The sequence below is a fragment of the Chryseobacterium taeanense genome (genome assembly GCF_900099685.1).
GTDB classification, from domain to species: domain Bacteria; phylum Bacteroidota; class Bacteroidia; order Flavobacteriales; family Weeksellaceae; genus Chryseobacterium; species Chryseobacterium taeanense.
Window position 1 is genome coordinate 242,296 of sequence record NZ_FNDW01000006.1, and the last position, 24,675, is coordinate 266,970.

The 24,675-nt window shown below is 33.5% G+C and carries 29 protein-coding genes; 4 read left to right on the plus strand and 25 right to left on the minus strand.

Annotated features, from left to right (window positions below; translation table 11 throughout):
• Positions 1-29 precede the first annotated feature (29 nt).
• Positions 30-2,042, plus strand: a complete 2,013-nt coding sequence (locus tag BLR30_RS10690; RefSeq protein WP_089858162.1) for an FG-GAP-like repeat-containing protein — start codon at positions 30-32, stop codon at positions 2,040-2,042.
• A gap of 60 nt (positions 2,043-2,102) precedes the next feature.
• On the opposite strand, the gene BLR30_RS10695 is transcribed toward BLR30_RS10690, so the two are convergent.
• From BLR30_RS10695 to BLR30_RS10715, 5 genes are all read right to left on the minus strand, one after another.
• Positions 2,103-2,966 carry a GLPGLI family protein gene (locus BLR30_RS10695; protein WP_089858164.1) on the minus strand — a complete coding sequence of 288 codons (864 nt, stop codon included), beginning with the start codon at positions 2,964-2,966 and terminating at the stop codon, positions 2,103-2,105.
• A complete protein-coding gene (locus BLR30_RS10700; protein WP_089858167.1) occupies positions 2,911-3,828 on the minus strand; it encodes an HTTM domain-containing protein in 918 nt (305 codons plus the stop codon). Before BLR30_RS10700 ends, BLR30_RS10695 begins: the two co-directional genes overlap by 56 nt.
• The gene (locus BLR30_RS10705; RefSeq protein ID WP_089858169.1) at positions 3,825-4,352 is read right to left on the minus strand and encodes a hypothetical protein; all 528 of its coding nucleotides are present in this window, start codon (positions 4,350-4,352) and stop codon (positions 3,825-3,827) included. The genes BLR30_RS10700 and BLR30_RS10705 overlap by 4 nt, the downstream gene beginning before the upstream one ends.
• A gap of 72 nt (positions 4,353-4,424) precedes the next feature.
• Positions 4,425-4,721, minus strand: a complete 297-nt coding sequence (locus tag BLR30_RS10710; RefSeq protein ID WP_089858172.1) for a hypothetical protein — start codon at positions 4,719-4,721, stop codon at positions 4,425-4,427.
• A 70-nt stretch (positions 4,722-4,791) separates the two neighbouring features.
• A complete protein-coding gene (locus tag BLR30_RS10715; RefSeq protein WP_139164619.1) occupies positions 4,792-5,028 on the minus strand; it encodes a hypothetical protein in 237 nt (78 codons plus the stop codon).
• A gap of 241 nt (positions 5,029-5,269) precedes the next feature.
• Here BLR30_RS10715 and BLR30_RS10720 point away from each other — a divergent pair, with 241 nt between their 5' ends.
• Complete coding sequence (locus tag BLR30_RS10720; protein ID WP_089858179.1) at positions 5,270-6,985, plus strand: helix-turn-helix domain-containing protein; 1,716 nt, start codon at positions 5,270-5,272, stop codon at positions 6,983-6,985.
• On the opposite strand, the gene BLR30_RS10725 is transcribed toward BLR30_RS10720, so the two are convergent.
• The 11 genes from BLR30_RS10725 to BLR30_RS10775 all read right to left on the minus strand — a co-directional run bounded on the left by BLR30_RS10725 (position 6,982) and on the right by BLR30_RS10775 (position 15,073).
• Positions 6,982-8,154, minus strand: coding sequence for a DUF2062 domain-containing protein (locus tag BLR30_RS10725; RefSeq protein ID WP_089858181.1), 1,173 nt, complete (start codon positions 8,152-8,154; stop codon positions 6,982-6,984). The genes BLR30_RS10720 and BLR30_RS10725 overlap by 4 nt on opposite strands.
• Positions 8,155-8,158: 4 nt before the next feature.
• Complete coding sequence (locus BLR30_RS10730; RefSeq protein ID WP_089858183.1) at positions 8,159-8,635, minus strand: hypothetical protein; 477 nt, start codon at positions 8,633-8,635, stop codon at positions 8,159-8,161.
• Entirely contained in the window at positions 8,635-9,012 is a 378-nt protein-coding gene (locus BLR30_RS10735; RefSeq protein WP_089858185.1) for a 3-hydroxyacyl-ACP dehydratase, read from the minus strand. Before BLR30_RS10735 ends, BLR30_RS10730 begins: the two co-directional genes overlap by 1 nt.
• 5 nt (positions 9,013-9,017) lie before the next feature.
• Positions 9,018-9,620: an outer membrane beta-barrel protein gene (locus BLR30_RS10740; protein ID WP_089858187.1), complete on the minus strand. Its 603-nt coding sequence runs from the start codon at positions 9,618-9,620 to the stop codon at positions 9,018-9,020.
• Between the two features lie 7 nt (positions 9,621-9,627).
• Positions 9,628-10,263, minus strand: coding sequence for a flexirubin biosynthesis protein LolB2 (locus BLR30_RS10745; protein ID WP_089858189.1), 636 nt, complete (start codon positions 10,261-10,263; stop codon positions 9,628-9,630).
• Complete coding sequence (locus BLR30_RS10750) at positions 10,229-10,855, minus strand: flexirubin biosynthesis/transport protein LolA2 (protein WP_089858191.1); 627 nt, start codon at positions 10,853-10,855, stop codon at positions 10,229-10,231. The genes BLR30_RS10745 and BLR30_RS10750 overlap by 35 nt, the downstream gene beginning before the upstream one ends.
• 5 nt (positions 10,856-10,860) lie before the next feature.
• Positions 10,861-11,604, minus strand: a complete 744-nt coding sequence (locus BLR30_RS10755; protein ID WP_089858193.1) for a polysaccharide deacetylase family protein — start codon at positions 11,602-11,604, stop codon at positions 10,861-10,863.
• 207 nt (positions 11,605-11,811) lie between these two features.
• Entirely contained in the window at positions 11,812-12,873 is a 1,062-nt protein-coding gene (locus BLR30_RS10760; protein ID WP_089858195.1) for a beta-ketoacyl synthase N-terminal-like domain-containing protein, read from the minus strand.
• The gene (locus BLR30_RS10765; protein ID WP_089858197.1) at positions 12,870-14,069 is read right to left on the minus strand and encodes a beta-ketoacyl-[acyl-carrier-protein] synthase family protein; all 1,200 of its coding nucleotides are present in this window, start codon (positions 14,067-14,069) and stop codon (positions 12,870-12,872) included. The genes BLR30_RS10760 and BLR30_RS10765 overlap by 4 nt, the downstream gene beginning before the upstream one ends.
• A gap of 77 nt (positions 14,070-14,146) precedes the next feature.
• Complete coding sequence (locus BLR30_RS10770) at positions 14,147-14,404, minus strand: phosphopantetheine-binding protein (RefSeq protein ID WP_089858199.1); 258 nt, start codon at positions 14,402-14,404, stop codon at positions 14,147-14,149.
• 129 nt (positions 14,405-14,533) lie between these two features.
• Positions 14,534-15,073 (minus strand): 3-oxoacyl-ACP synthase, encoded by a 540-nt coding sequence (locus BLR30_RS10775; RefSeq protein WP_089858201.1) that lies wholly within the window; start codon positions 15,071-15,073, stop codon positions 14,534-14,536.
• 306 nt (positions 15,074-15,379) lie between these two features.
• On the opposite strand from BLR30_RS10775, the gene BLR30_RS10780 reads away from it, so the two are divergent.
• Together BLR30_RS10780 and BLR30_RS10785 are read left to right on the plus strand one after the other, a co-directional pair.
• Positions 15,380-16,678, plus strand: a complete 1,299-nt coding sequence (locus BLR30_RS10780) for a hypothetical protein (protein WP_089858203.1) — start codon at positions 15,380-15,382, stop codon at positions 16,676-16,678.
• 18 nt (positions 16,679-16,696) lie between these two features.
• Entirely contained in the window at positions 16,697-17,488 is a 792-nt protein-coding gene (locus BLR30_RS10785; protein WP_089858206.1) for a DUF6438 domain-containing protein, read from the plus strand.
• 36 nt (positions 17,489-17,524) lie between these two features.
• Here the strand turns inward: BLR30_RS10785 and BLR30_RS10790 are convergent, their stop codons facing one another.
• The 9 genes from BLR30_RS10790 to BLR30_RS10830 form a co-directional block, all read right to left on the minus strand.
• On the minus strand, positions 17,525-18,706 hold the full coding sequence (locus tag BLR30_RS10790) for a beta-ketoacyl synthase N-terminal-like domain-containing protein (RefSeq protein ID WP_089858210.1): 1,182 nt from the start codon (positions 18,704-18,706) through the stop codon (positions 17,525-17,527).
• Positions 18,706-19,128 carry an acyl-CoA thioesterase gene (locus BLR30_RS10795; RefSeq protein ID WP_089858213.1) on the minus strand — a complete coding sequence of 141 codons (423 nt, stop codon included), beginning with the start codon at positions 19,126-19,128 and terminating at the stop codon, positions 18,706-18,708. The genes BLR30_RS10790 and BLR30_RS10795 overlap by 1 nt, the downstream gene beginning before the upstream one ends.
• The gene (locus BLR30_RS10800; protein ID WP_089858216.1) at positions 19,118-20,386 is read right to left on the minus strand and encodes an ABC transporter permease; all 1,269 of its coding nucleotides are present in this window, start codon (positions 20,384-20,386) and stop codon (positions 19,118-19,120) included. The genes BLR30_RS10795 and BLR30_RS10800 overlap by 11 nt, the downstream gene beginning before the upstream one ends.
• Entirely contained in the window at positions 20,373-21,128 is a 756-nt protein-coding gene (locus tag BLR30_RS10805; protein WP_089858221.1) for an ABC transporter ATP-binding protein, read from the minus strand. Before BLR30_RS10805 ends, BLR30_RS10800 begins: the two co-directional genes overlap by 14 nt.
• 1 nt (position 21,129) lies before the next feature.
• Entirely contained in the window at positions 21,130-22,125 is a 996-nt protein-coding gene (locus BLR30_RS10810; RefSeq protein ID WP_089858224.1) for a BtrH-related acyltransferase DarH, read from the minus strand.
• Positions 22,126-22,180: 55 nt separating this feature from the next.
• Positions 22,181-22,585, minus strand: coding sequence for a flexirubin biosynthesis protein DarG (locus BLR30_RS10815; protein ID WP_089858226.1), 405 nt, complete (start codon positions 22,583-22,585; stop codon positions 22,181-22,183).
• A gap of 5 nt (positions 22,586-22,590) precedes the next feature.
• A complete protein-coding gene (locus BLR30_RS10820; RefSeq protein WP_089858229.1) occupies positions 22,591-23,034 on the minus strand; it encodes a hotdog family protein in 444 nt (147 codons plus the stop codon).
• A gap of 69 nt (positions 23,035-23,103) precedes the next feature.
• Positions 23,104-23,535, minus strand: a complete 432-nt coding sequence (locus tag BLR30_RS10825) for a hotdog family protein (protein WP_089858233.1) — start codon at positions 23,533-23,535, stop codon at positions 23,104-23,106.
• Entirely contained in the window at positions 23,535-24,674 is a 1,140-nt protein-coding gene (locus BLR30_RS10830) for a dialkylresorcinol biosynthesis protein DarB (RefSeq protein ID WP_089858236.1), read from the minus strand. Before BLR30_RS10830 ends, BLR30_RS10825 begins: the two co-directional genes overlap by 1 nt.
• Between the last annotated feature and the right edge of the window lies 1 nt (position 24,675).

Here is a 24,675-nt window from a genome sequence, read left to right on the forward strand (position 1 = left end):
TAACTAATAATAACAAAAACTTCTAATTCATGAAAAAAATATTCCCCCTTTTTGTTTTATTATTGAATAGCACATGGGTAATTGCACAATTGACATGTGCCACAGCAATTTCTGTCGACCTGGGAACGATTACTGCTCCTAGTGTTACGGGAGATCCACCAGCAACGGCGTGTACATTGGGTACACCGGGTACAAAAGGTTTATGGTATAAATATACAGCTACGGAAAATAAAAATATCAGAGTTAAAACTTCATTAGCGGGGCAAAGTGCCGATACCCGTCTTATTGTATTTACAGGAAGTTGTGGTGCGTTGAATTGTCTCACTGCCAATGATGATTCTACAGGAACATTTTCTGAGGTTACTTTTAGTGCTGTTGCCGGAACAACGTATTATATTGTATTTGATAATAAATTCTCTTCGGCAGGTTTTAATATTACACTTTCTGAAGTGGTTGTAGTGCCCGACCGTTTGTCTTTTGTGACACAGCCGGTATCAGTAGCCGGAACTTTTAATAACTGTATTGTAGACATGAACGGAGATTATCTTGATGATATTGTCTCCGTGGTAAGTGCGACTCAGATTGTGATTTCTTATCAGCAGTCCGATGGTACTTTTAACAATGTGGCTTATACAGTTCCTTCTACCATAATAACTCCTTCTTGGAGTATTGCGGCAGGTGATTATGATAACAATGGTTTTAATGATCTTGTCTATGGTTCAGGAAGCGGAATCGCTTTTTTAAAGGCAAATTCTGATGGTACGGCCTATACTTCCGACAGAAAACAACAGTCTTTTCTGGTTCAGAGAACCAATTTTATAGATATTAATAATGACGGAAGATTGGACGCGTTCGTTTGTGACGACAATGCGCCGAACAGGTATTATATGAATGACGGCACCAATATGAATCATAATCAGGGTGGTTTGGGAGATTTCCCTTCCGGAGGTAACTATGGATCTATCTGGATCGATTATGATAACGACGGCGATATGGATCTTTTTATTGCAAAATGTAGCGGAGGAGGTTCCGGCCCCGGTGGAAATATAGACGAACTTCACCGGAATAACGGGGATGGAACTTTCACCAATGTTGCAGCTACGGCTAATATGGCAAATCCTACCCAAACTTGGTCTACAGCGTGGGGAGATTTCAACAATGACGGATGGATGGATGCTGTAGTAGGAATCAACTCCACCAGCAACGGCTTTAGCAAAGTGATGAAGAATAACGGAGACGGAACATTTACCGATAAATCAGCTGGCTCAGGTTATGATAGCAATAATGCTTTAAGCAGGGAATATGTAGCTCATGATTTTGATAATGACGGATTTTTGGATGTATTGGGAGCGGGAAATACAATTATGTTCGGAAATGGTGATTTTACATTTACCCCAAATGCAAATCCTTACAGCCTGAATAATTTCGACAGGCCAATAGGGGATTTAAATAATGATGGATTTCTTGATATTCAGAATGGTAATGTCATCATGATGAATGCTGGAAATACAAACAAATGGCTGAAAGTGACGCTTAAAGGCACTCAAAGCAACCGAAACGGAATCGGAGCCAGAGTGGAAATTTACGGATCCTGGGGAAAACAAATCAGAGATATACAAAGTGGAACCGGCTTTGGAAACATGAGTACTTTGAATGCCCATTTCGGAATCGGTCAGGCTACGGCTATTACAAAGGTTATTGTAAGATGGCCTTCCGGAATTGTAGATGTTATCAATAACGTTACGCCTAATACAACATTAAATGTAGTGGAAGGTTCTTTTCTGGAAACTAAAGAGTTACAGACTGCTTTACAGCTTTTCACGTTATATCCTAATCCTGTTGATGATATTGTTTATTTCAGGACTCAAAAAGATTTTATTCCGGTGGAAGCCAGAATATATGATCTTACCGGAAGACTTGTTCTGCAAACCAAAGTTGAGAGAGATTCAGTTTCTGTAAAAGAATTAAATACGGGCAACTATATGTTTGTTTTAACAGATAAAAATGGAAAAACCCAGTCGCAAAAGCTAACGGTAAAATAGAAAGTATTAGGCTTAATTAAATAATTACTGCAAGGTCAAATGGCTTTGCAGTTTTTAATATCAATCGCAGGTTGTCTTTAATTCTATAGGGTCTTTAAAAAAATTCATGGCTTCCCATTCTTTTTTATTAAATGCATCTTTTACTTCACGGCTGTTAACATCTTTTCCATTTATTACATAAGTTGTTTTCTCTGTATTAAGATTTTCCAGCACCATAGATGGTTGTTTTCGATAGTTGCTCCAAAATGTGTCCCATTGTTTGGGTGTTAAATTGGCTACCTTGGAAGAACCGAAATTACGATGCCCAATATCATTATTTTCTTTTGTGATCGATTTTATTTCGAAAAGATAATTTTCTTCGGCATCCTGAATTTTTAATATAAGTCCGGGAAGTCCGAAGAATTTATAAGGTCCATCCATGATTGGGATTTCACGGGTAAACCATGCTGTCCATTTTCTCCCTCCAAATTCACAAACTGCTTTCTGAGTATCGTAACCTAGAATTTTTTCAGGGGTATTTGATTTTATTTTCCAATGTATAGGGCAGGTGTATGTTACTGAAAGTAGTTTTACGTATGCTTTTTCTTCTACAATTATTTTATTGTCAGCAGGGTTTTTGATGATCAAAGAACGAAATAAAGATTCTTTTTCATCAGACGGAAGCCGCAAAGGCCCTCTGCTATTATTTTTACTGTAATCGTTTATTATTTTTGTTTTTAAGGAATCTGCTCTGAATTTTTTATAAGATTCAAAAAAAGACTGATTATCTTTCGTAATCAGTGCACAGAGTTCATTATTAAATTCTGAACTTTTTTTCTCTGATTTCCATTTAAAATCATAAATAATTTTATATGATTGTGCCTTGGAATTAATAAATACTACTAGGAGAAGTATCAGAATTGGCCTGAATAATCTTGTTTTCATGGTAATAATTAAAATAATATGATGTTAGGTTCCATACGATCATTATGGAAGAGAAAAAGAAAAGGTTAAAGCTCAGAACAATGCCCAGATGCATTGAGATGGTAAGCATAAGCCAAATCTTTCTCGTTTTATTTATATTGATAAAGATAGGATAAAAAAGCTCAATAATAATTACTCCCCATCCAAGTACAATATAAAAAATGGGATTTTGTATATGGTTTCCGATTTCTACAAAGCTATAAAGGTTCGGCAGGTGAACCGCTTTCCATACTGACTCTCCATTCCACCAGTTAAATCCCAAAATCTTATCTAACCCTGAAAAAAAATAGGCAAGACACAAGTGTATTTGTATCAATCTTTTGCATAGTGTTATTGATTGCTTACTCTCGGAAAATGTCGGGAATAATTTTTTTTGAATTGAAAAATAGGAACTTGAAGGGAAAATTACAATATAAAATAAAGACATACTTGTGAAAAAATCGGCGCCATAAAAGAAGAGGCTTCCGGATTTTATAAATGAAATCTGCAAAATGATAAGGGCTATGGCACTAAGCCTGCTAAAAAAGCCCGAAATGACCATCAGACAAAGAAAAATGTAGGAAAACTTGAAAAATAGGATAGATTGATAGTCATCAAAAAAGTTATTTAAAAATAATAATATACTTTCTACGGTAAGAATATGATATGCACCATAAATGGTGTGTAGTTCCAAAGGAATAATGCTGCTATTCGTATAAAGCAAATCAAAATCATTCCAGAAAGATAAGAAATGCATAAGAACAATAATTCCTATAGAAACTCTGAAAAAAACAATAAAATCAGGAGTAAAAGATTTTGAGAAGAAATTGTTTAGTGCTTTCATCTTATTTCATCAATTTTTATTAAGTGTTCTTTTTTAGTATTAATTTCGCCCAGCCTTGGATATTCATATAAGTAAACTGTGGTAGTAAATTTAGAATTGTACTTTTTTTCAAACATTTTATTAATTCGTTTAAGAATAATTTTGTTTGCTGCCATTTTGTCTTCATTCTTTTTATTTCCGAAATTATTAAAGAAGATAGCATTTGCGCTTATGAAACGCGTCTTACCCTCATTTGTATGTAAAAGTTCTGAAGAATTATACACATTGTGCGAATCTTCACTATAAATAACAAAATTGCTGGAAACATTGGGCGCAAAAAAACCGTATCCGGTGTCAAAGCCAGTATAAGTGAAAATGGGATTTCTATATAGGACACTATTGTTTACTCTTTCTGCTATTTTAGGTTGGTTGTATTCATAAAATTCGCAGAAGCTTGAGATCGTTGTTAGTATTCCTGTAGCAAATACTTTAAGAATAATTATCAGAAATATGGTAATTTCTATTTTATTTGGTTTGCGAGACATCATTAACGATTTTGCTGGTTATTTTATAAAGACAGGGAAGCAACATTGTTGCGCTCCCTGTCTAAGATTAAATTATTGATAACGTGCAATAATTAACTTGATTTGAGCCGTTGTTTGAGCATCATCCGGAAAATCTCTGTACCTTGTTGTACACTCATTGCTCATAGCTTGGTAATCACAAACGGACCAACCTACTAAACTTTGAGCAAGGAAATTTAGGTCAGCAGCTTTTACAAGTTGTGTATTTGTAACAGTTACCGTTTTTCCTGATACTGTTATTACGGGTCCTAGTTTTTTGTTGTTAGTTCCTGTGAAAGACATTAGTGAAATTGCTAAAACTCCAGCTGATGCAAGAAGAATTTTTTTCATGGCTTTAAAATTTTGAAATTAAAAATTTGATTGATTGACACTATTAATATTCATCTTTATGTATTGCGCACTACACTTCAGATGAATGATAATTATTTTTTAATTTCCATTGCTGTCCGTCCTTTACCGGTGGATCAGTTGGAGGTATTTTGTCTATGGTGTCGCTTTTTGATGTTTCAGAGTTCTTTTTGTTGATCTTTATCAGATCTTCTGTGGTAGATTCATTTGAATTGTCATCTTGTCTGCACGAATTCAATATTGGAATAAATATCATTACTAAAATGGCGATTTGAAAATGCTTTTTCATGGTTCTGTTATTTAAGGTGTTGAGATAGAGCTTATTCCGGTTTTGAAAAGTTAGGGCAAATAATGTCACATGAAAAACAACATTTGTCTCTATGGGGGAATTGATACGTGCTTATTTGCGAATTAACACATATAATCTTCTATTCTAAGCCCTATTAATACAAGGTTTGATTAAAATTATTCTAAATACAGTGATAATTTGTGTATTTTCTTTATTTTTATATTGAAAACTAATATTATTTATGATTACTAAAGGAATTACTTTTTCGTTATTTCTTTTAATATTTTTCAATCTTTTGCACTCTAATATAAAGAAAGATGAAAGTTTCGAAAATATTAGAAAAAAGTATGAACGTTATGAGGAGAATGATGACAGTGCTTTTTATCATATTAACCAATACATCAATAAAGCAAAAAAAGAAAAGAACTATGCTAAGCTTGTACAGGGTTATAAGGATGCAGTTTTTTATTCTTCTCGAAATGAAAACAAATTAGCTTATGCAGATAGTACTATCTCGGCAGCTAAATTATCAGGAAACAAAGAGCTGATAAGCATGGCCTATTTAGGGAAAGGAATTGTATATTATTTTAATTACAAGAAATATCAGCTGGCACTGAATGAATACCTCCAAGCTTACCAATATTCTAAAACAATACAGGATGAATATCTGCGACACAAAATTATTTATCATTTAGGCGTTGTGAAAAGCTATCTGGGATATTATGAAGACGCTTTAATTCATTTTAAAGAATGCACAAATTATTTTTCTTCTGAGATTAAAAAAAAGAAACTTCATCCTAATATTATTTTTAATAACAAAAAAGGCTATTATAATAGTATTCATCAGATGGCGGTTTGTTATTTGAATGTTAATAATTATAGAAAGCTGGATTCTTTAGTTGAAATTGGATTAAAAAACACTACAGGCATTAGAGATTTTAGCCAGGAAGAAAGTTATTTTTTAAAATGTAAAGGCATTTCATGCTATTATAAGAAAGATTATATGAATGCTATAAAATATTTAAATAGGTCTCTACCCAGAATGCTCAAAAACAATAATTTTTCGTGGGCATCTGTAAACTATTTTTATTTAGGAGCAAGCTACCATAATATTAGAAATGAGAAAATGGCTATTGAAAATTTTAAAAAGGTAGACTCCATCTTTCAGAAATATAATTTCATTCATTCAGGGATAAGAGAAAACTATAAATTACTAATCAGGTACAGTAAAAAGCAATTAGATTTAAATAAGGAATTATATTATGCAAAGCAACTTTTAAAAGCTGATAGCATTATGGCGAAGGATTTTGTTTACTTATCATCAAAAATTCATAAAGAATACGATGCCAGAGTACTGAATGATGAGAAAAATAAACTAAAAAAGGAGAAATTATGGGGTACTTTTATTATATATGGGCTTATTGCGTTAATGGTTTTGCTCATAATATTATTAATAATTAGATATAAGAGAGAAATAAACATTCGGAGAAAATATATTTTGTTAGAAGAAAAGATTCGTAAAGATTATTTAAATAACAATACTATAACCGAAGATAATTTCCAAGTTCCAAAGGAAAGAAAGTTCACAATTGATGATGATAAGATCAAGAATATACTTGAAAAACTGAGAGAATTTGAAGAGAAAAAACAGTTTAATCAAAAAGGACTTACGATTACAAAGCTGGCTTCCAAACTGGGAACCAATGCAAACTATCTTTCGCAGGTGATTAATGAATATAAAGGGACAAATTTTAATAAATATTTGAGCGAACTGAGAATTCATTACATCACAAAGCAAATCTATAATAACAAAACATATCTTAATTATACAATAGAAAGTTACGCTGAAGAATGTGGAATTGCTTCGAGGCAGAATTTTTCTAATCTGTTTTATGAAATCAATGGTGTTCGTCCAAAAGATTTTATTAAAAATAGAAAAAGAGAACTTGATAATTAATTATTTTCCGGGCTCACCTTATTCAGAAATAGAAAAGTAGCAATTCCGCATATTACCGACATGGTAACGGATAATATGGCGCTCCCGATCAGGTATTGCAGAAGATTGTTTTTTACCAGGTCAAAGTTTATTTCCTGACTTAAAAAATTGCTCTCACCATGTACAAAAGGCGATCCTAAAAATAGCGAAACCACAATAATGAAAGGAATAAAAGGTGGTAAACTGACATTGGAAGCTATAAATGCCAGAACTTTATTCAGTTTAAAAAGTACAGCTAACGAAATCGTCAAAAGGGTATGAAATCCCCAAAAAGGAGAGAAGCCGATAAATACACCAAGTGCGACGGAAAAAGCTTTTGTACGATTGGTCCCGTCACTTTCCAGAACGTCTTCTTTGATGAATCTCTTAAAGCTTTTTTTTTTGAAATTATTCACGAAATTTCGCGGAATAATGTACACTAAAGTAATAGTTACCAAAATCGTATTCAGAATACTTATTCGCGTGAAATCTTTAAAAGGCCTGAAATGCGAAACTCTTTCTGCTGGATCATAAAGAACTTTTACCGGAACGTTTTTTACCGGAATGTGTCTCCATGCGGTTCTTACGATGATTTCGATCTCAAATTCAAATTTAGGGGTGAAATATTTCTTCGGAATTTTGTGTAAAGGATACAATCGGTATCCTGATTGTGTATCTTCTAATTTAATTCCTGTTTCAAACCAGAACCAGAAATTTGAAAAACGATTTCCAAAACTGCTTTTCTTGGGAATTCCGTCCTGAGACATATTGCGGTTCCCAATCAATAAAACATCTTCCTTTTCGCTCTGCAATGCTTCTACAAAAACAGGAATATCATCGGGATAGTGCTGCCCATCTGAATCGATGGTGATGGCATAATTGTAATCTAGTTTTTTTGCCTTTCTAAAACCGATTTTTAATCCGTTTCCCTTTCCTTTATTCTCCGGTAAATTAATAACGGTAATATGAAGATACTGACTTAAAATTTCCTGCGTGGAATCGGTTGACCCATCATTTACAACGATTATATTTTCTGTGTATTCAAGAACACCGTCAATTACTCTTTTCAGAGTTTTTGCATTATTGTAAGTAGGTATTAAAACACAGATTTTCTTTTCAGAAATTGCGCTTTGTACTTCGGGCAGAGTCATTGTTTTATTTTAAACTAGCTTTTTCAGCTTCGGTCATAGTTTTAGATTGTGCTGCAAATCGTTTAATATAGTTTTTCAGAGCCGTGTTTTGTTTTCCATAATTATTGATTATAAAGGTCTTATCTATTTTAAGACTTCCACGGTATCCCACTATTTTCGGAATATTTTCCTGCACACTCATTCTGATAACACGCAGTTCTATATTATTCGGATTGTTTTTAATAAGACTTTCAAGATTTGTAGCGCCTGATTTTACCAAAGCTTTTCTGTTGTGCTTTGTGATTTTAGCTTCCATAATTTTTGCAGCTGCTTTGTAACCTTGTGTCACGGCATCAGAGCCTGATGCTTTATCTGCAGTATTTATAAATGCTTCCGTATTGGCATTAGACAAATTGGCTTTGGCGTAGCTATCTCTCAAAGACTCAATTTCCGATTGAAAAAAAATAATAAAAGCTGCAATGAATGAAAAGATAAGTTTCATTATGTCAATTTTTGGTAGTTAACTGACATTTTCAATGCAATAGTCTCGCCAAAAGAAGTCGTATTTTTTACTTTCACTTCTTCTTCTGTCTGCGAAATATCCAACTTTAATGTAAGATCCGGCGTTTCAAAAGGATTGATAATTGCCATAAATTTCACATTGGAAGCCGTTTTCAAAAATAATTTTAACCCGGTAAATTCTTCAGAAAGTTCCTTTACAATCTGCATCATGCAAACTCCCGGAGTTACCGGATTGCCCGGAAAATGACCTTTGAAAATGTCATGGTCTTTGTTCAGCGAAATATGCGCCGTAAAGCTACCATTTTCCGCCTGATCGTATGATTGTAAAGTATAAAAGTCTCTAAGAATAGTCTGCATAAAATTTATTTTTTCATGTTAAATGTATAATATACTCCGGCCTGGAAAGTTATATTTGAATGGTCGTTATAGAAAGTATAGACCGGGATAAAGCCTTTTTTTACTCTTGCTTCAATACCAAAATTATTCGTAATATCAACTCCGATACCCGCCGTAATACCGAGGTCAACTTCATTCGTAGCTTCGAAATTTTTCTGCTCAACCAAAAAGTCCATTGTTGGTCCTACATGAATATTAAATTTATTAAAATAAAATTTATTAACGATTTGAAACCCAATATATGAAGCCGTGATGGTCTGACCATCCCAGTTATTGATGTTAGTGTCAAGTTTTGTACCCTGTCTTGAGTAGTTTATCTCCGGCTGTAGGGCATAGAATTTAGCAAAGCGAATATTTCCGAATAAACCAATATAAAAGTCTGTTTTATTTTTAAAGTTTATGTCGGCTTCAGTACTATTTGAATAATCGAAATCCATGTAAGAATACCACTGCGCTTTATTTGTAAAATGTGAAAAATTGGCACCAGCCCTGATTCCTGGATTAAAAGTTACTTGGGCTAAGGAAAAACCTGAAATAATTAATGTAAATAAAGAAATGATTTTTTTCATGTAAAGTTTATTCGTTTTCGGTTATTTGGAATAGTTTTATGTTTATTTTAAAGTCTTTGTGCTGAAGATTCAAACTATCCGCGAAGATATGTTTTTTTGCATCAAAAGTGAAATCGATTTTTTCCTTATTATTCTTTGTATAAATGATTTGTTTCATTAAACCATCTTCTTTGTTAAAGAACAGATAATACACGTTCTTCTCAATTTTTGAAATATAAATTTTTTGATTTTCATTTTCAAAGCTTTCTGTTACAGGATATTTTTGCCTTAAAAGCTCCTGGAAATCACTCTTTAAAAAGTTAATGACAATTTTTTTGTCAAGGTCAGGAAGTACATGATTAAGCTTGAAATCATTATCAGAAATGGTAAAATCAATTAATTTATTTCCAAAATCTGACGTTAAAACAACACGATGCGCTGTTTCATTAATTTTTTTTAATATCAGAATTCCGCTGACGTGATTTTTATAAATATCCATCTGGCATTTATAAACATAATCTTCATGGGAAGAAAAATAAAGATTTTCAACAGTTTTTTTTGAATTGGCAATAGGCTTTACACCTTCCAGCTTGTAAGATTTACATGAAATAAATGATATGAAAATCAGGCTATAAGCTAAATTCTGAAGCAGCAATCGGCGCATTGATCTTGGTGTTTTTGAAAACAATATTGGTAGTATCTCCGGAAGCTTCCGTCATATTTACCTGAGAAACCGTTGATTGATTTTTAGGAAAATATAATTCAATCTGCTTAATATATTTCAGCAGCTGAGCCGATTTAGGAGTAAATTTTGCGATGTTGAAACTACCATTTTTAAGATAAGAAACAGAGAACTCAGGATCATTAAACATCTGTCCGTTTGAGCTCCCGACAATCAGCTTATTGATTTTTTCAAAAGTTTTGCTTTTTGCATCAACTGAAGATTTCTTTCCCTGATCGTTGATGAAAATTTTATTCTCCTTGAAAACAATGCTGTACTGGTAAGGTTTTGTATATTTCCAGCTTAGCATATTAGGCGTTTTTAAAGACATTTTTCCATGTGTTACGATGCTTTTATCCAAAAAATCCATTTTCTTGGTTTGGGTAAAGTCACTCTGCAGGGTTTTTATTTCTTTCGTTTCTGATGAAATTTTTGTGACAAATGCTTTTGCTTCAGCTCCTGACATTGCCGTATTTTGCGCAAAAAAGAAGCTTGAAACTAATAGGAATGCTCCGAAAGCAATATTTTTAATCATTTTTTTTAATTCTTAATAATTGAATCAATTGTAAAAGTTGAATATTTCTTATCCTTCAAAAATACTAATAAATCTACCAAAACATTGTACGTTTTTTCCGAAGTGTCATGAAGAAGAATGATGCTTCCCTTTTTCAATCCTTTTGTGACTTTTCGATAAATTTTTTTCTCATCTTCTGTAATGGTATCCAGAGAACGAACATTCCACCCGATGCTTTTTTTGTGAGTTTTTTTGATAGCTTTCGCAATATTCGGATTGGTAACCCCGAATGGAGGACGGTATAAATTGGTTTTTAAATTCCCTACTTTTAACATTACTTCATCACACTTTTTAATTTCTTCAATCATTTTTGAGGTAGATAAAAATCCTGTATTATTAGAATGTGAAAGTGTGTGATTTCCAATAGTATGACCTTCTGCAATAATTCTTTGGAAAGTTTCCGGGTGTTTTTCAATTTGTTTTCCGATACAGAAAAAAGTTGCCTTTATATTATTTTCTTTCAAAAGATCTAAAAACTTCGGCGTAAACTCAGTTGGTCCGTCATCGAAAGTTAAAGCGACTTCCTTGATTTTTGTTCTTTTATGAGTAATGCTGTTGACGAAATATCCCAATCTAATATCAAAAGATCCCCAAACGATAACCGCGGAAAACATCAGAAAACAAAACAGATATACCCAAAATGATCCCTGAAACGAATAAATAAAAACGTTACAGAAAAGATAAAATAGGATAAATGAATAATGTTTCATCTTTATTGTTTTTGAATTTTTTAAGTCATTGCGAGGAATGAAATGACGAAGCAATCTTTAATAATAGATTCTTCACTTCACTTTGTTCATTCAGAATGACAAAAACTCTGTTTACCTTTGCTGAGTGAAACGCCATTGCGAACGAAAAATATTTTCAATTTTAGAATAAAATCTTTGCGCTCTCTGCGTCAAAAATAATTTAACAAACTAAGCCTTTCCCAACAAAACCAAACTATGGTCATTTCCTCCAAGATGATTATACAAAAGAATATTTTTGATACTTTCTTTTTTAACATTATTAATCATCATCACTTCCGGGATCTCCTGCTTTTTCAGAATATGGCAAGCCATAAATGTAGAAAAACCACTTGCCGTATTGAATTCTCCGCTCAAATGTTTGTAATATAATAAAGCTGAGTTTTCAAACATACTCATTGCCTTTGTATAATAAACATCAGATTTCGCATCTCCGCTAAAACCTAAAATCACAGCATCAATATGTTGAGTTGACAAATTGTTTTTAGCTAAAAAATCTTCAATAAATTGTTGTGTTTCATCTAAATCTAATCTGTTACTGATCTGAATATCTTTCAGTTGAGCATAAGAATTTTCTGTTTTATCTTTTCCTAGTACAAAAAAACTGGCACCTTCTCCCCAAATTACACCATCTGTTGTTGAATGTAAATAATCAACGGGTAGATTTTCTTCTTTTTTAATGGTCTTGTTTAATTGATACAATTCCATTGTTCTTTCGGTTTGTTCGTCTGTTGAGCCTACCAAAACGTTTTCTGCTTCACCATCATTGATCTGCAATTTTGCATCTAAAAATGAAAATTCCAGCGATGAAGAAGTATTCACATAGGTGAAATTGTAAGCATGACATTGCAGCCCCAAAGCAATTTGTCCGGCAACCGTATTATGTGTTGATTGAATAAAATAAGTCGGAGTCAGAAATTCTTCGTTATTATCCAGTACGTTTTTTAAGAATTTTTCAGAATCCTGCGAACAACCTATTCCTGTTCCCACGATGATCGCATCAGGATTTTCAATGCCTGCTTCTTGTAAGGCGTATTTTGATGCTACAGAACTCATTTTTACAGTTTTAGACATTCTTCTGCTTGCTGCAGGCGGAATGAATTCTTTGTAATTGGGTTCGATAGCTTTTAAAACCTGAGATGAATTTTCAGGCTTAAGATTTTGGAAAAATTTTTCATTTAAAGTGTCCTGAACCGAGATGCAGGCTGCACCGTTTATATAAACCGCGCTCATGATTTCGAGAAAATTAATGTTGAACAATTTCCTCCAAATCCAAATGAATTGGAAAGAACGTGATTGATATTTTTTTCTTTAAGCACAGTCACAGGTGTTAAATCAAATTCTGCCATTTTGGTTTTGAAATTCAGATTCGGAAAAATGATATTGTTTTGAATCGCTAATAAAGAATATACCGCTTCAATTCCCGCCGCCGCCGCCAAAGTATGACCTGTAAAAGCTTTTGTAGAACTAAATTCAGGAACTTTATTCTCTCCAAAAATCCGGATCATTGCAATGCCTTCAGATAAGTCGTTATTTGGTGTTGCTGTTCCGTGAACGTTGATATAATCGATATTTTCTTTATCTAAACCTGAAATTTTCAATGCTTTTTCCATCGCGAGAAAAGCTCCTTGTCCATTTTCCGAGGAAGCAGTCTGGTGATGTGCATCGTTTGCATTTCCGTAACCCGAAAGATATCCTATAACTTTTTTGTTTTCCTTTTTCACAATTTCATCGGATTCCAAGACAATGAAAGCGGCAGCTTCGCCCAAATTGAGTCCTTTTCTGTCGTTATCAAAAGGCGTGTTGTAAGAATCCGTAAGGATCATCAATGTATTGAACCCGTTTAAAGTAAACTTGGAGAGTGCATCAGTACCACCAACAATTACACGATCCAATACGCCACTCTTAATGAGCTTTGCGCCCATCATAATAGCGTTGGCTGCTGATGAACAAGCCGTACTGATGGTGGAAACCATACCTTTTAAGCCCAAATAATCGGCAATCAGTAAAGATGAATTTCCGGCATCGTGTGAGTCAATATATTTTTGCTTTTCAGGAAAGTCTTCGTAGCTGTAGAAATATTTTTCGGTAATATCCATTCCACCAACGCTTGTTGACGAAATAAGTCCGGTTTTATATTCATTAATATCCGAAATTCCGGCACTTTCTACTGCTTCTTTTGCCGCAATCATTCCTAATAAAGCGGTTCTTGTAGCATTTTTTTCATCGTTAAGATGAAGCTTTGCTATAAGCTTCTCATTAGTCAGTTTTATTTCGCCGGTTTTGATATTTCCGGAATGGCGCGTTTCAAACATTTGAATATCTGATATTCCATGCTTTCCGGATTTTAACGAATGCAGGTTTTCTTCAACGTTATTTCCAATTGAAGAAATAATGCCCATTCCTGTTATGGCAATTTTTTGACCCATCTTTTATAATGTCCAATGTATCAATGCAACAGTTTACCAATTGCTAGACTGTTGAATTAATACATTGGTATATTAATTTATTTTGTTCTGTTTTCTTCGATAAATTTCGCCATGGTATCAATAGACGTGAAGATTTCCTTTCCTTTTTTAGGATCGGATAGTTTGATGCCGTATTCTTTGTCCAAAAGAACGATCAATTCCAAAGCGTCGATAGAATCCAATCCAAGACCTCCGCCGAATAACGGATCTGTGTCTTTGATTTCTTCTACTGCAACGTCTTCTAAATTAAGAACTTCAATGATTTTGTGTTTTAATTCTTCTCTTAGGTTTTCCATAAAATTAATTTGAAAATATGTTAATTTGATAATTTGAAAATGGATTAAATTATGATAGATATTAAATTTTTAGTTGTAATCTGATGATGTTTTGCATTATCAAATTAGCACATTTTCAAATTATCAAATTTATAATGTTAGCAAATATACAAAAGCTTTATAACTTTCCTGATAGAGTTCTACCCAGCCGCATAATACTTTATAAGCCTTTCCTGACTGCAAAATCTGTTCCGAGTAGTTGTTTAAAAATTCTTCGTCAAATTCATCCAGTACAAAGAACGCATTTTCGGTTTGCATCTTATGCCTGATGCTGATTTCTCCTACGCAGATATTGGGAAGCGTGTACACAAAAACGGCAGGACTCGGAAAATAATTTTTCTGAGAATTAATACTTTCCTGATATTTAAAATCAGTATCTAAACTTGATGATTTGTTGGCAAAAACGATAGCTGTTCTGCTGTTATCTTGATTTTTTAAAATCATTTCAGAAGCAAGAAAAGCGAGTTTACTTAAGTTATCCATCTTGTGGAATTTAGGATAATTTAATTCTAAACTTTTATAAGCTTCTTTCACAAAATCTGAAAAATTTTCGGTTGGGGTTTCAAAAATAATTTCGTTATTGAGCATGATTTTTGAATGTTCTATTGTGCAAGTACCTACTTTTTTCATTAAGTTTTTTTTAGAGACTTTTAATAAGTTTACTTCGAAATTTGGTTCTCTAATTTATTTTAGTCAGGTTGTGTAATAAATCTATAAACAAAATAAGATTTTAGCCAACTTTATTTTTAGTAATTGATTCAACTTAGTGCCAATACTAATTAGATATTTTTACAAATATAAAAATAAATTACTATGATAATTAAGGGCCATATTTTATAACTTTAATTATTGCCTATTATTATAAATTGTATTAGTTTAGCAAAAAATCTCTCAAGGGTGAATATTTCGTACTTAATAGCCATGATAAAAAGTATAATGAAAAAAAATGCAATTCTCCGTCTTATATTATTTTTAGGAATAATTTTTATATTTGATGAATGTAGAAGTGATGATTTTTTACACACATCGGGAAATATTGACTATTCGCAGTCTGTTAAGGTAGGGTACAATAAACTTTCTCCTTGGGATGAGGATGAAAATTTTATCAAAATGGCACAACATATTTTTTTTAAAAATGTAGATTATAATTATTTTTTAAATAAATATGGTGAAGTCAACTGGGACTATGCAATGTCATTTGGAAATTTTGACAGTTCTTATCTTGTTGTTCCTATTATAAAAAATAATTCTACTGTACACGTAATGAAAATAATAAGAAAAAACAGTAAAATTTTTTTTTATGAAAAACAAGATGTGGCTTTTATCGAATTCTTTAACAATGTCATGTTAAATAAAAATTTAAGTGTTAAAGAAAAGATAGCTTACAATGATTCAGAAAATTCAAAGGCACTAATATTTAAGTGTGTTTATAGAACTATTACCGTAGGATGTCCTTCTGGATATTTTGATTGTGAACCTATATCAAATATGGTGAGTGAGTGCAACTGGCAAGAAGAGAATGGATCTGGAAATCCTACACAAATGGAATTCTGCAATCCTTTGGAATGTAACGGTGGAGGTGGAGGAGGATTTGATCTTCCAGATATCTTATTTACAAATTTAGATATAATTAATAATCTTCAAGGATATCCGTGTGCGCAAAGTATAGTTCAACAGTTACCAACATTAACTAATGATCTTGCATCTTCTATGAAACAAATTTTTCAAAATAATAATAATTACAATATAACTTTTAAGCCTAAGACTGGACTAGGTCTTACGGATGGTGAAACCTTTTCATCATATTCTACTGAGTTTGGAACTTTTAATGCTGTAATTAATATAAATGCTGATATTTTACAAAATGCAACAAAAGAATATATCTTGGTTACTTTGTATCATGAAGTTATTCATGCGTTTTTAAAATATGAGTTATTTAAATTGGGAGAAACAGCTTTTAAAGATCAATATCCAAGTGTTATTGTTGGTTATGATTATGCAGCTAATGGAATTATGATCAACCGATTTACTTTTTTACCAGAACATCAGGAACTTGGAGCTTTTCTAAGTACTCTTCAAAATATATTGATGACATATAACCCAGATCTTTCTTTCGAAACAGCCAGAGCTATGGCTAAAGCTGGTATTACTACAATGACTCAAGCAGAGCATCAGCTAAATAATAATGAAAGAAATACAGCATTAGGGAACTACCAAGGAACAAAATGTCCATAATTTTAATTATAAATTCCAATGAAAAATCATATTTGTACAATATTTATAATATTATTTTGTTTTGCAGCTTTTATTAAAGCACAGAATAAAAGCACTATACAGGGAACTTGGATATCAGAAAACAATGATTTTATTAAGATAAAAGAAGAAGGAAGTAGATTCAATATTTTATCTACCAATGAAATAGAAGAACAATTAAATATAATGATCAAAAAAGATTCATTGAGTTTTTACACAAAATATACTAAAGTGGGATCAGATAAAATTTATTTTAGTAAATATGATTTTTATATAAAAAAAATGAATGAAAAGCAACTGATACTAATTCCCACCTCTGAACTTTCTAAAAATTTATTCAACAATAGGCCGCAAATAATTTTTACGAGACAAGAATTTAATATAGATCATTCTATTTCTTTTGAAAAGTTGATATATCGTACAACATCATGTTATGGAAATTGCTCTATTATTAATTTAGAACTCGATAAGAATAAAAATATTTATATACATAGAGAAATTTTCAATGATAAAATCAATTCCGGAAATTTTAAAGGAACTCTTTCTGAAGAAGAATATGCAAGATTTATTAATATTTTGCAAACAAGTAATCTGAGAAAATGGTATTTTCCAGAGAAAGATGGTTCTGACTCACCCATCACAACATTGATCATTTACCATAATGGTAAAAGGAAATACTTTAAATCCATGTTTCCTCCAGCTATTAGTAATCAATTAATAAAATTATTATATGAAATTGGAGAAAAGGCTCAGCTTATACGTACTGATAAGGAAAAACAAATGGAATATTAGCTAATTTTGATTTCAGAAATTAGAATAGTGTTTGGTCTATTCAAAATTTAAAAATTTCTCCAAAACAATGGCCGCATTACACCCACCAAAACCTGAAGCCGTTTTCAGAATATATTTAATTTCTGCAGGCTGGTTTTCTTTAATAATATTCAAAGGTTGGGAAGTTCCTGTTTCTTCAAAGTTTTTTGATGGAATTAAAATGTTTCTCAAAGCACTTTCCATGGAAATGATACTTTCCAACAATCCAGATGCTCCCAAACAATGTCCGTAATAACCTTTCATACTGTTCAGAGGAACATGTTGTAATTCCATTCGGTTGAAAGCAATCGCTTCCATTTCGTCGTTGTAAATTGTTGCCGTTCCGTGGGCAGAAATAAAGTCGATTTTATCTGCGGTAACATTGGCTTCTGCCATTGCATTTTTAATGCTTGCAAACAGTCCATCACCCGTTCTTGAAGGTCCGGAAATATGGTTGGCATCATTAATGGCAGAATCTCCTAAAACTTTAAAACTAAAATTTTCGTTTGAGATTGCTTCGTCACTTCGTTCCTCGCAATGACTTGTTATATAAACTGCTGCTGTAGCTTCGCCAATATTGATTCCGTTACGGTTTTTATCGTAAGGTTTACAGATTTCCGTTCCGATGGCTTGGAAGGAATTAAAGCCTGAAATCACAAACTCAGAAATTTCGTCACCGGCAATGACAAAAGCATCTCTATATTTTCCTGCCTGAATCATATTTTTGGCAACAGCGATCGCCATTACGCCAGAAACACAGGCATTGGAAACAACAATGGGTTTAGTTTTAAATCCGAAAAAATCAGCAATTTTTTGAGCTAAATTTGAGAGGAAAACGCCTTCCGGTAAAGTATTTTGATTCTTTAGTAAACTGATATTTCCTTTTGTAGTTGATAAAATAAAAGCGGTTCCGTCTGAAATAGAATGTTTTTCAACCAAAGGTTTTAAGCTTAATAAAAACATTTTTTCAAGCCTTGTGAATTCAACATTGTCATTCTGAGCGGAGTCGAAGAATCTATCGAATTCAACTTCTAATTTCTCAGAATCAATCATCGATGCATAAAAAGGCTCCTGATTTTCTATAATTTTATGTAAAGCAACGCCTGATTTTCCTTCTAAAAGTGCATTCCAGTTTGAAGAAACATCAAAACCCAAAGGAGTAATGCAATTGTAATCTGTGATATAAGCGTTCTTTTTCATTACAATCCCATTTTATCTTTCCAGGCCTGAAAAAACTCAGGATTATATAAACATAAATTATTATCTGAATCCAGAAAAACCTGAATGGTTTCTCCTGAACACACCAACTTATTCTCTTCGTTAAAAAGCTCGTATCGGTATATCAATTTCGCAGAAGTTGAATTCACAAGAGTTGTCACAATTTTGAAGGTCTCACCATATTTTAAAGGTAAAAAATGTTCACAGGTACTTTTTACAATGGGTGTAACATAACCTGCTTTCTGAATATCGAGATAGGTTAAGCCATGCTGTCTTCCAAAAGCTTCTCTTCCATCCTCAAAATAAACAATGTAATGGCCATGCCAGACAATTCCCAGCGGATCTGTTTCGTTGAATCTTACGCGAACTTCTTCGGTACAAGTTAAATTTTCTTTAGACTGCATTTTGTTTTCTTTCGTAAAATAATGAAATAGCGACCATGGCTACGTAAAATAAAAATAAGAATGTGATTTCTTTGGCAATACCTCCGATCCCGCTGTTTCTTAAAATAATGTCATAATAAGCATTCAGTCCCCAGTTCATTGGAGAAAATTTAGCGATCGTCTGCATAAATTCAGGCATTAAAAATACAGGAACCCAGATTCCGCCAACGGCTGCCAAAACTACGACCGAAGTTGCACCAAATGGCGCAGACTGTTCTTGTGTGTCGGCTACTGTTCCCAATAAAACACCAAATCCAATCGCTGCCAAACCAGCAAATATGGTGACAACAATGAGCTGGAACATTTTTCCGGTAACGTCAAATTGTGGCAAATCCATATACGGGAAAAGATAAATTCCAACGGCAACCATCAATAAAAATTGAATAACGCAGATGATAAGATAAGTAAACGTTTTTCCTAAAATATGAATGAAATAAGGAGTTGGGCTTATTCTTACCCTCACGCTCGTACCCTGACTTTTCTCTTTAACTAAATTAATCGATAAAGGCACAACGATAAAGAAAATAGCAAACAGCGCCCAAGCCGGAACGTTGTGCTGAACGGAATTCGGCATGACATCCGTTTTTCCTTTTTTGGGTGTAATTTCTTTAAAGCTAATCAGGTTTTTATTCTCCGCAAGATTTTCTGTTGTTCCCAGCTGATCCTGAAATGCTTTGTAAATCTTTTTATTCTCGATTTCAAAAACCATTTTATTCACGGCATTCATCACATTGTTTTTGAATCCTATATTGGTAGCCGGATCAAAATAAAGATGAATGTCTTGGGCTTTTGAAACATTTTTCTTTACCGCAGAAGAATCTGATTCCAGTCCAAATGAGCTGACGATGGTCTGAACTTTTGAATCTATATTAGAATTGATATCTTTCGTTAAATTTTTCGGGATAACAATGGCCATCTGATAATCTCCTCCAAAAACAGCGTCCTGAGCTGATTTTTCTGTGAAATTGGTTAAAAGCTCAAAACTTTTACTGCTTTCAAGTTCCTGTTTTATATTTTTTGAAACTTCAGATTTATCATTATCAATAAATATGATTGGGATTTTTGATCCTTCCAGATTTTTAAAGGTGGAATCCTGAATCAATGTAATCGTGATAATTAGCAATAAAGGCATCACGAAAATAATAACGATTCCTCCGATATCTCTTTTCAGCAAAAGGATTTCCTTAACGAAACTTCTCCACAATTTATACAACAACATCTCTTAATTCTTTTCCGGTTAATGAAATAAAAACATCTTCAAGATTTTCCGCATTAGAAACTCTGTTTACCAACTCTTCCGGCGTTCCGACAGCGTGAATTTTTCCATGATCGATAATGGCAATTTTTGTACAGAACTCTTCCGCTTCCGAAAGGTGATGAGACGTGTAGATGATGCAGGTTCCTTTTTTATTTAAATCTAAAAGATAATCGATAATTGCTTTTTTCGACTGAACATCAACGCCAACCGTTGGCTCATCCAGAAACAGTACTTTAGGATTGTGAAGCGTTCCGGCAATCAGATTGCAGCGACGTTTCATTCCCCCGGAAAACTGTTCTACCTTTTTGTCTGCAAATTTTGATAGACCCATAATTTCTAAAGATTCATCAATTGCGTTCTTTAATTTTTTATGACTTAAGCCATACAGACTTCCGAAAAACATTAAATTTTCTCTGGCCGTTAATGTTGGATATAAAGCATATTCCTGAGGAACAATTCCGATGATCTGCCTTAATTTAAAACCATTTTTCTGCGGTGTCAGTCCATCAATTTTAAATTGCCCGGAAGTAGGTTTTATCAATCCCGAGAGCATAGAAATTAATGTGGTTTTTCCGGCTCCGTTTGGTCCCAGAATTCCGTAGATTTCGTTTTTATCGATGCTTAGAGAAATATCATTTACAGAAAAATCTTCTGCATTTTTATATTTCTTGTATAGGTTTTTTATTTCTATGAAATGTTCCACGTTATATTGCTTTTCTCAGTTTTTTATAGAAGGCTTCTTCCAGATCTGCAATGTGAAGCATATTTTTTGAAAGTTGATTATAAATATCGCTTTTCGAATTTCTGTTTTTGTAAACTCTCGCAATATCTACGGCAAAGTCTCTCCAAAGATCACCGATCATGGTAATTTCCTTGGAAAGTTCGTTTAATTTTTCATTTTTAAGAATAACGGCTGCTTCCTGTAAAAATGCACCATAAATAAATCTGAAACCGCCACCTCCGGTACCGATTTCTTCCTGCATTCTAATTAACTGACCTAAATAATGATTGGTCGTTTTAGTGCCTTTTTTTGCTGCCCATTTCGGAATGCTTTTCGCCACCCATCGCATGGCTTTTACCCCGATGATCGGAACGGGTGCCAGCATATTTTTGCAGGTATCTTTAATTCCTTTTTTTATAGCTTCTTCCAGATTTACATGTTCTGGAATGTAAGTAGGATAGTACATATGACCTTTCGGAGGAAGCGCTCCTTTGGCGTATCTTACTTTTTCCAATTCGGTTTCGGAAAGGGTGGTGACATAGTCCATCACAGGATCGCTAATCAGGAATTTTCCGTCTTCTTTTCCGTACACTACGAGATTGTGCGCGTTGAAATGGAATTTATATTCTTCCGGAAAATAAGTTAGATTAAAAACGCCTACCTGTAAACCTGTCGGAGTATTATTATTTAAGTTCCTTTCCAATGCTTTTTGAGCATCAGCAGGGTTTGAAAATTTTTCTCTTTTAATTTTAATTCCCAGTCTTTTTGCGGCTTTGCTAAAGATCGCTCCCGGCATGGGCCGATAGCTGAATCCGGGTGCAAAATTTACTTTTAAAAAAGGGAGATATACAAAGAATAACCCTGAACCTATTCCGAAGATCATAGGTTCGCTTAGTTTCAACCCTTTGTTTAATAATAAATTGGAGGCAACACCGTTTTCGCAATGCGCAGTCTGATGGTGTTCAAAATTAATTTTCATTCTTAGCTTGATTTTACCAAATCTTGAAGTTTTTTTTAACCTTCAAAGTCTCTATTTATTTTCCGTCGAAATTTTTTAATTCATCTACTGAAATTCCAAAAGCATCTGCATATTTTTTTAGAACCGATTGGCTTAGTGTTTTAAATATTGTGGGTTTTCCGTGTCTTTTTACCCGCCATTGCCATATTCCTACGTAGGCCGAAAGTACCTGAAAGTCCATTTTATTCAGTTCCATGAAATAAATGATAGGACTTACCTTTTGATTGGCTACGTTCTGTCTTGCTTCTTCAATTCTTTCGTGGATCAGTTCCATCGATTCTTCCAAAGCTGCTTTTTTGGCATCCCAGCCAATGCTGTTGGCTGTTGTATAATTGTCGTTTTCATCCGTAACATACAGAACTTCTGTCATGTTGGCAGATTGTAAGTTGCTTTCGTCTTGGGGAAGGTCCTGTTTTTTCATTGATATCAGTTTTTTATTTCCTGAATAAACAAATTTATTTCAGCTCTGATTAATAATTCGTCATGAAGAAAAGTTTCGCAAAAGATATTGCAGATATTCTCAAACTGAGAAATCAGTGAAGCTCTGGAGATAATTTTCTCACCAACCTTTGGCAACGCAAAAACTTCGATTTTTTTAATATTGGTAATAAAACCGATAACCTTTGTATCCGTCTCCGGATTTTCGAAAAAGCTTTGCCCTAAAATTGAGGAACAGGTTTGTGCAAGATTTTCAATCAGGCCTGCTTCTAGAAACTCGTTGTTATGAACAAAAATGTTGTTTTCTTTGATCTCAAAGGAAGTTACCACTTTTTCTTTAGTCAATTCCAGGATATAATCGGCCATCAGCATAGGTTCGCGATGTGGCAAAAAATTGTGGATATTGATGATGTTTTCTTCCTTGATTTCCATTAAATTCTATATTGTTTTGAATTAAATTTTAACGCAAATGTCACAAAGTTTTAATTCAAATATTTAATATTACATTACAACTGTTTTCATCTGGGATTTTGCAATTACCTCATCATTAAGCTTTGTTACGACATCTACCAATGTAACACCAATCATTTCATTAATAATAGAAACTTCTGACGTTAGCTGATCTCCCAATTTAGGTAATTGTATGGCTTCAAATGTTTTGATGGCACCAATGTAACCGGTTGGGGCTTCTTTTCCCAATAAATAATATTTGTAGCCGGTATGCAAAGCCACGCTCTGCGCCTGATGTTCTACCAAACCTGAAGCCTGAAAAATCCCGTCCTGAACAAAAATGTTTTCCTCTTTTACTTCAAATCCTGAAATCAATTGTGTTTCAGAGTATTCATGAATGCTGTTTACCATTACAAAAGGAAACCTTTGCGGAATTAAGCTTTCCACAAAATTTTGGTCAGATGTTGGTAATTTGTTTTCCATTAGCAAACAGTTAATAAAGCACAAGAGTAAGCAAATCTTCCGCTTTCAGGAACACAAAGTAGTACTTTTTCTCCTTTTTTCAATTTACCGGAATTCATTAGCTGCTCCAAAGCAATGAAAATAGACCCGGCTCCGATGTTTCCTACTTCAGAAAGGTTGTAGAACCACTTCTCCCACGGGAAATCCAAACCTACGTTGGCAAATTCGTTTTTCAAGCCTTCTTTAAAATATCCTGACGAAATATGCGCCAGCACATGGTCAATTGTATTTGGATCAAGATTGTGCTTGTCGAAGGATGCTCTTAAGCTTTCGGCACCTTTTACCAAAATATATTGATCTAAAATTTTTGTATCCTGTTTTAATGCAAAAATAGATTGCTTCAGCCATTCATCAGAAGGATAATCGGCCCATGATTTCAGGCTTCCGTCTTCCTGCTTTTCGCAACCGGCATACATACAGGCCTCAATTTCGTGAGCATAAGAATAGAAATCAATGAACTCCACTTTTAAAGAAACTTCGTTTTCTCTTGGTTTATTTTCCAGTAGGAAAGCTCCGGCGCCGTCAGAAAGCATCCATCTCAGGAATTCTCTTTTAAAGGCAATGATAGGTCTTTCTTCTAAAAGAACCAGATTTTCCGCTTCATGATTGAACTTATCTGCAGTCATCCAAGAGGAAAACCTTTCTGAGCCTACGCATACTGCATTTTGTTTTACGCCGGCTTTTACAGAAAGAAATCCATAATTTAAAGCATTCATCCCGGAATTACAGAGTCCGGTAGAAGTATTGATTTCAATAGATTTACCGATATTAAGTTCACCGTGCACCATGGATGCATGGGAAGGCTGAATCTGGTCTGCAGAAGTTGTTCCGCATGAAAGAAGCTCTATATCTTCTTTACTGAAATTTTCATCAAAAAGACCTTCTACGGCTTTTGCGGTAATCTGGGCATTGGTATGTGTAGGATTTCCTTCTTTGTCTAAAGCATAATACCTTGTGGTTATTTTATTATTTCTTAAAATCAGGGATTTTGCTTTTGAAGGAGCGCCGTTTATATAACCAAGATAGATTTCCATATCATCATTGGATACCGGCTCATTAGGTAAGTATGTAAATGCTTTTGTTATAAATACGTCGTTCATT